Annotated in this window: 3 protein-coding genes; all 3 read left to right on the top strand. The window is 67.6% G+C overall.

Annotation, left to right across the window (positions count from 1 at the left end):
* Positions 1-340 precede the first annotated feature (340 nt).
* The gene (locus tag ENN83_RS15910; protein WP_414707682.1) at positions 341-1,090 is read left to right on the top strand and encodes a DNA adenine methylase; all 750 of its coding nucleotides are present in this window, start codon (positions 341-343) and stop codon (positions 1,088-1,090) included.
* A gap of 178 nt (positions 1,091-1,268) precedes the next feature.
* Positions 1,269-1,736, top strand: a complete 468-nt coding sequence (gene nrdR / locus ENN83_RS15905) for a transcriptional regulator NrdR (protein ID WP_287188722.1) — start codon at positions 1,269-1,271, stop codon at positions 1,734-1,736.
* A partial coding sequence (gene ribD, locus ENN83_RS15900; RefSeq protein WP_287188720.1) for a bifunctional diaminohydroxyphosphoribosylaminopyrimidine deaminase/5-amino-6-(5-phosphoribosylamino)uracil reductase RibD occupies positions 1,733-2,574 on the top strand: 842 nt, incomplete at its 3' end. The genes nrdR and ribD, both read left to right, overlap by 4 nt.

Below are 2,574 nucleotides of genomic sequence, written 5' to 3'. Positions count from 1 at the left end.
TGCGAACCCGCACCCTCCGGGTGATCCGTCAAATACGCCCCTCACAGCCTGCAACACCATGATTTATGTCGAAAATAACACGTTCACGACAACAAAATCAGCGAGCCACTTGGGGAATGTGGGTTCAAGCTGATGATGTCAGCGCAGAAGAAATGGCGAAAGCTCGACGGTCAAAACCGCCTGCCCGAGATCATCCAGGGGATTGGTTTCCGCGACGGGATCCGCCAATTTCAAGCCGCCGCCCGATCAAGCGTCACCAACTTCTGCGCATATCTCTCCAATTCGACCTGTCGCCCCCTACCTGGACGGCAAGCGCAACCTCGCCCGGCGCATCTGCGCGATGATCGACGCCGACGGCCATACCGCCTATGCCGAGCCCTTCGTGGGCATGGGCGGCATCTTCCTGCGGCGGACCCGACGTCCGCGCGCCGAGTTCATCAACGACCGCGGCCGCGACGTGTACAACCTGTTCCGCGTGCTTCAGGAGCATTACGTCGCCTTCCTCGACCTGATGCGGCTCCAGATCACCACCCAGGCCGGTTTCGAGCGCCTGGTGCAGACCGATCCTGACACCCTGACCGACCTCCAGCGCGCGGCGCGGTTCCTCTATCTCCAGCGCCGCGCCTTCGGCGGCAAGCCGTCGGGCCGCAACTTCGGGATCTCGACCGACCGGCGGGGCCGCTTCAACCTGACGACGCTTGAGCCCGACCTCGAGGCGCTGCACGAGCGATTGGCGGGCGTGACGGTGACCTGCATGGACTGGGCCGCCTTCATCACCCGCGTCGACCGGCCCGGAACGCTGTTCTACCTCGACCCGCCCTACTGGGGCTGCGAGGGCGACTATGGCAAGGGGCTGTTCGAGCGGACCGAGTTCGAGCGGATGGCGGACATCCTGAGAGGCATCAAAGGCCGTTTCATCCTCTCTTTGAACGACCTTCGAGAGGTGCGCCAAACCTTCGCCTGGTTCCGGATGGAAGCGGTTGATGTCAGCTACACCATCGCCGCCAAGGCCTCAGCGAGGGGCGCGAGAGGCGAGCTGCTGGTCCAAGGGCCGGGCTGTTGCCACAAAACCTCTCTGCTGCAACTTTGACTGTCGCGCTACAGCGGGGGAGGCAGACCATCCGGCCAGCCCTCGGCACCCTCTTGCGCCAGATCGGCAGACGCTGGCGCGACCCCATATCTAGCTGGCGAAAAGTCCACTACCCAAATCCTTGAGGCTCACCTATAGTCGCTGTGGATAACATTTCAGCACCACCGAGGGAGAGGCCATGCGCTGCCCGTTCTGCGGAAATATCGACACCCAGGTGAAGGATTCGCGCCCCGCCGAAGACCATGTGGCGATCCGGCGGCGGCGCTTCTGCCCGGCCTGCGGCGGGCGCTTCACCACCTATGAGCGGGTGCAACTGCGCGACCTGGTGGTCATCAAGTGCAACGGGCGGCGCGAGGATTTCGACCGCGACAAGCTGGAACGCTCGGTCCGGATCGCATTGCAGAAACGCCCCGTCGATCCCGAGCGGATCGACCAGATGGTGTCGGGCATCGTGCGGCGGCTGGAAAGCATGGGCGAGACCGACATCCCCTCGAAAACCATCGGCGAGATCGTGATGGAAGCGCTGGCCCGGATCGACACCGTGGCCTATGTACGCTTTGCCAGCGTCTACAAGAATTTCCAGGCGGCGGACGATTTCGACAAGTTCGTAAGCGAGCTTCGCCCCGGCGCCGCGGTCGAGGAGTGAGCGCAGGGGACGACGCGCGGTTCGTGGCGCTTGCGCTGGCGCTGGGCGCGCGCGGGCAGGGGCGGGTCTGGCCGAACCCCGCCGTGGGATGCGTGATCGTCAATCGCGGACGGATCGTCGGGCGCGGCTGGACCGCGCCGGGCGGGCGGCCGCATGCGGAACCTCTCGCCCTGGCTCAGGCGGGTGCGGCGGCGCGCGGGGCCACGGCCTATGTCAGCCTTGAGCCTTGCGCCCATCACGGGCAGACCCCGCCCTGTGCCGAGGCGCTGGTTGCGGCGGGCGTGGTGCGGGTGGTCACCGCGCTGGAAGACCCCGACCCCAGGGTGGCCGGGCGCGGCCATGCGATCCTGCGTGCGGCCGGCATCGCGGTCGAGACCGGCGTATTGGCCGAAGCCGCGCGGCGGGCGCATCGCGGGTTCCTGCTGAACCGGATCGAGGGGCGGCCCGCGGTCACGCTGAAACTGGCCACGTCCTTCGACGGGCGGATCGCCACCGCGACGGGCGAAAGCCGCTGGATCACCGGCGAGGGCGCCCGGCGGCTGGTCCATGCCCAGCGCGCCCGCCATGACGCGGTGATGGTGGGGGGCGGCACTGCGCGGGCCGACGATCCGGAATTGACCGTGCGGGGGCTGGGCGCGGTGCAGCAGCCTGTGCGCGTGGTGCTGTCGCGGCGGCTCGACTTGCCGCCGGAAGGGCGGCTTGCCGCGACGGCTGCCGCAGTGCCCCTGTGGCTGTGCCATGGCCCCGATCCCGCGCCGGACCGCCGCAGCTACTGGCAAGGGCTGGGCGCGCGGCTGATCGAGGGGACCATCGGCCCGGGCGGCCAGCTCGACCCGGT

Source organism: Rhodovulum sp. (assembly GCF_011048875.1).
GTDB lineage: Bacteria > Pseudomonadota > Alphaproteobacteria > Rhodobacterales > Rhodobacteraceae > Rhodovulum > Rhodovulum tesquicola.
This window is presented reverse-complemented; position numbering and strand designations above follow the sequence as displayed.